Annotated in this window: 5 protein-coding genes; all 5 read left to right on the top strand. The window is 50.9% G+C overall.

Annotation, left to right across the window (positions count from 1 at the left end; genetic code table 11):
• On the top strand, window positions 1-494 hold a 494-nt coding region (locus tag Q0314_RS11260), incomplete at its 5' end, for an amidase family protein (protein WP_298059096.1).
• Between the two features lie 4 nt (window positions 495-498).
• On the top strand, window positions 499-1,947 hold the full coding sequence (gene guaB / locus Q0314_RS11255; RefSeq protein ID WP_298059094.1) for an IMP dehydrogenase: 1,449 nt from the start codon (window positions 499-501) through the stop codon (window positions 1,945-1,947).
• On the top strand, window positions 1,947-3,047 hold the full coding sequence (locus Q0314_RS11250) for a homoserine O-acetyltransferase (RefSeq protein WP_298059092.1): 1,101 nt from the start codon (window positions 1,947-1,949) through the stop codon (window positions 3,045-3,047). Before guaB ends, Q0314_RS11250 begins: the two co-directional genes overlap by 1 nt.
• Window positions 3,040-3,234 (top strand): exodeoxyribonuclease VII small subunit, encoded by a 195-nt coding sequence (gene xseB, locus Q0314_RS11245; protein WP_002948190.1) that lies wholly within the window; start codon window positions 3,040-3,042, stop codon window positions 3,232-3,234. The genes Q0314_RS11250 and xseB overlap by 8 nt, the downstream gene beginning before the upstream one ends.
• Window positions 3,227-4,039, top strand: coding sequence for a carbon-nitrogen hydrolase family protein (locus tag Q0314_RS11240; RefSeq protein ID WP_298059090.1), 813 nt, complete (start codon window positions 3,227-3,229; stop codon window positions 4,037-4,039). Before xseB ends, Q0314_RS11240 begins: the two co-directional genes overlap by 8 nt.
• The last annotated feature ends 83 nt before the right edge of the window (window positions 4,040-4,122 follow it).

Raw genomic sequence — 4,122 nt, 5'->3', positions numbered from 1 at the left:
CCGCCGAAGCCAGCGCAAATCTCAGCCGCTACGACGGAGTGAGATACGGACGCAGAGCCGAGGCCAAAAATTTAAAAGAGCTCTACATCAACTCGCGCTCGGAAGGGTTCGGCGAAGAGGTAAAAAAGCGAATTTTACTCGGTACTTTCGTACTTAGCAGCGGTTACTACGACGCATACTACATCAAAGCGCAAAAAGCTCGCGCCCACACTAAGGCCAAGTATGAGCAAATTTTGAACGAATGCGACCTCATTTTAATGCCGGTCGCCCCTAGCACGGCGTATAAATTTGGCGAGCTAAAAAACCCGCTAGATTCCTATCTATCAGACATCTATACGATCAGCGTAAATTTAGCCGGCTTGCCTGCCATATCGGTTCCGGTAGCAAAAGATGCGGACGGCCTAAACGTCTCTGCTCAGCTCATCGCAAAGGCGTGGGACGAAAAAACGCTGCTAGAAGGCGCACTTAGTTTAGAAAACTCTATAAAAGGATAAACGCATGAAGATAGTTACGAAGGCTCTCACCTTTGACGACGTTTTGCTCGTCCCGCAGTACTCCGAAATTTTGCCTAAACAAGTAGACATAAAAACGCGCTTTAGCAAAAACGTGGAGCTAAACATCCCGATCGTATCGGCTGCGATGGACACCGTCACCGAGCACCGTGCGGCGATTATGATGGCGCGTCTAGGCGGTATCGGCGTCATACATAAAAATATGGACATACAAAGCCAGGTCAAAGAGGTCCGCCGCGTGAAAAAAAGCGAAAGCGGCGTAATCATCGATCCTATCTCCATCTCGCCAAACGCCAGCGTAGGCTCCGCGCTTGATATGATGGCGGATCTGCATATCTCGGGCGTTCCCGTCGTGGATGAGGAAAATAAACTAATAGGAATCCTAACCAACCGCGATTTGAGATTTGAAAACGACAGAAGCGTCCTAGTAAAAGACAGGATGACTAAAGCTCCGCTAATCACCGCTCCAAAGGGCTGCACGCTAGACGACGCGGAGAAGATTTTCTCTCAAAACCGCGTAGAAAAACTACCTATCGTCGATAAAGACGGCCACCTAGAGGGTCTCATAACCATAAAAGATCTAAAAAAACGCAAAGAGTATCCAAACGCAAACAAAGACGCCTACGGCAGACTCCGCGTAGCAGCAGCTATCGGCGTAGGTCAAATGGATAGAGCAAAAGCTCTAGCAGAAGCAGGCGTAGACGTCATCGTAATAGACTCCGCCCACGGCCACTCAAAAGGCGTACTAGATACGCTAAGACAGGTTAAAGCCGAGCTAAAAGTGGACGTCGTCGCTGGAAATATCGCAAACCCGGCCGCCGTCAAAGACCTAGCCGAAGCGGGCGCCGACGGTATCAAGGTAGGCATAGGACCGGGCTCTATCTGCACCACTCGCGTAGTAGCGGGCGTTGGCGTACCTCAAATTTTCGCCGTCGATAGCTGCTCGGCCGAGGCTGCAAAATACGGTATCCCGGTCATCGCAGACGGCGGACTAAAGTACTCAGGCGACGTAGCCAAAGCCCTAGCCGCAGGCGCTAGCTGCGTGATGGCTGGTAGCTTGCTGGCTGGCTGCGAGGAGACTCCGGGCGAGGTGATAACATTCCAAGGACGCCAGTACAAAGTCTACCGCGGTATGGGCAGCATCGGCGCTATGACGAAAGGTAGCAGCGATAGATATTTCCAAGAAGGCACCGCGCAAGATAAGCTCGTGCCTGAGGGTATCGAGGGTCGCGTACCGTTTGCAGGCAGCATAAAAGAGGTCGTACATCAGCTAATTGGCGGCCTACGAAGCGCGATGGGCTATATGGGCTCAAAAGATATCAAAACACTTCAGGAAAAAGCCCAGTTTGTCGAGATCACGAGCGCTGGACTAAAAGAGAGCCACGTCCACGACGTCGTCATCACGCAAGAAGCCCCTAACTACAAAGTCAATTAGTGCTAAATTTAAAAACCGGCAAAGTAAAATTTGATGAGCCGCTCTATCTAGAGAGTGGCCGAATTTTACCCGAATTTGAGCTCGCCTACGAAACATACGGCGAGCTAAACGAGGATAAAAGCAACGTCATAGTCGTCTGTCACGCCCTAACGGGCAGCCACCACGCCGCAGGCAGATACGAAAACGAGCAGAAATTCGGCTGGTGGGACGCGCTAGTGGGCGAGGGCAAGGGTATAGATACGAGCAAATTTTTCGTCATCTGCGTAAATATCCTCGGATCAAATTTCGGCTCGACAAATCCCTTAAGTATCGAAAAAAGCACGGGCAAGCAGTATCGTTTGCGCTTTCCAGTGCTAACCATCAGCGACGTCGTAAAGGCGCAGATGAGGCTTTTTGAGCACTTAGGCATCGAGCGCGCGCATGCGGTCGTGGGCGGCAGCCTAGGCGGTATGCAGGCGCTTTGTTTTGCGATCGAGTTTCCAAATTTCGCCAAAAACGTCATCATCCTAGCCAGCACCTATCAGAGCAAGGCCTGGGCGATCGCGTTTAACAAAATAGCGATCGATGGCATACTACGCGATCCGGGCTTTAAAGACGGCCAGTACGACGAAAACGATATCGCCGCACAGGGGCTAACAGGCATGGCGCTAGGACGCATGGCGGGGCACATCAGCTTTCTCTCGCCTAGCTCCATGGACTCCAAATTCGGCCGCAACTACGTCGAAACCGACGGCCTTTACGAGCTTACGGGGCGGTTTCAGGTCGATCGCTATATGGAGTACAACGGCCACGGCTTTCCAAAGCGCTTTGACCCGCTGAGCTACCTTTACATCGTAAAGATGATGAATATCTTTGACTGCACGCGCCACTACGACGATCTCGCGCATGCCCTTTTGCCTATTTGCGCCAAGGTTACGCTTATAGCATTTAGCGGCGATATGCTGTTTCCGCCAAGCTGTATGCGCGAGATGCACGAGACGCTGCAGGATATCGGCAAGGCGTGCGACTACCACGAGATAGACAGCGACTACGGCCACGACGCGTTTTTGGTCGAAGTAGATAAATTTGAAAAAATCATAAAAAAGGTTTTAGATGAGTGAAAATTTAAGCGAGGATTTTGAGAGCAAACTCGCCAAAGCAAATGAAATTTTAAAACAGCTCGGCGATGAAAATTTAAGCCTAGAACAAAGCGTCAAGCTGCACAAAGAGGGCAAAAAGCTGCTCGAGGAAGCAGACAAAATCCTGCAAAACGCAAAGCTAGTGGTAAAGGATGCAGACGATGAATAACGCGACCGCGGCCGTTTGCACCCTGCAGCTACCCACTCAGCCCATGAGCGAGTCGCGGCTGGATTATTATTTTAGGATTTGCGCGGGTGAAGGCGCTAGACTCGTGGTGCTCGGCGAGTACGTGCTAAACAGCTTTTTTAAAGAGCTCGAGCTCATGCCAAAAAGCCTCATCAAAGAGCAAAGCGAGCGCAAAAAACATGCGCTTGCCGCAATGGCGCAAAAATACAATCTAGAAATCCTAGCCCCGCTCGTGCTACCCAAAGGCAAAGGCTTCGTCAAGGTCGCGGCGAGATTTAGTCCCGCGTCGTCGCGCTTTTACGAGCAGCAGATCCTGATGCCCTACCCGCACTGGAACGAGGCGAAATTTTTTGCTAACAAAGATGAGGGCGAGCTAAATTTGCCCGTCTTTAGCTACGAGAAATTTAAAATCGGCGCGATGTTTGGCTTTGAGGCGCATTTTGACGCGGCGTGGGCGTATATGGCGCGCAAGAAAGTCGATGTCGTCGTAGTTCCTACCGCATGCACGTTTTTTAGCGAGTCGCGCTGGGAGGAGCTGCTAAAAACCCGCGCCTTTACAAACAACGTCTACGTCCTGCGCGTAAACCGAGTCGGCAACCACAAGGCCGCTAGCGGCGAGCAGTGGAGCTTTTACGGCGATTCGATGCTCATTAGCCCCTTTGGCGAGGTGGTTTCCCGCCTAGGAAAAAACGAAGAGATGATGGTGGCAAAACTCGAAAAAAAAGAACTGAGCGACGCTAGAAACGCATGGGGATTTTCAAAAATCCTAAGCAAAATAAAATTTTAAGAAATCCGATGGATAAAAATTTAAAACGTTGCGACTGGGCGGAGAAAAGCGATCTGGAGCGCGTATATCACGACGAGGAGTGG

The organism is uncultured Campylobacter sp. (assembly GCF_938040115.1).
In the GTDB taxonomy this organism is placed as follows: Bacteria; Campylobacterota; Campylobacteria; order Campylobacterales; family Campylobacteraceae; genus Campylobacter_A.
The sequence above is the reverse complement of the archived record's forward strand: the minus strand, read 5'-3'. Positions and strand labels throughout refer to the sequence as shown.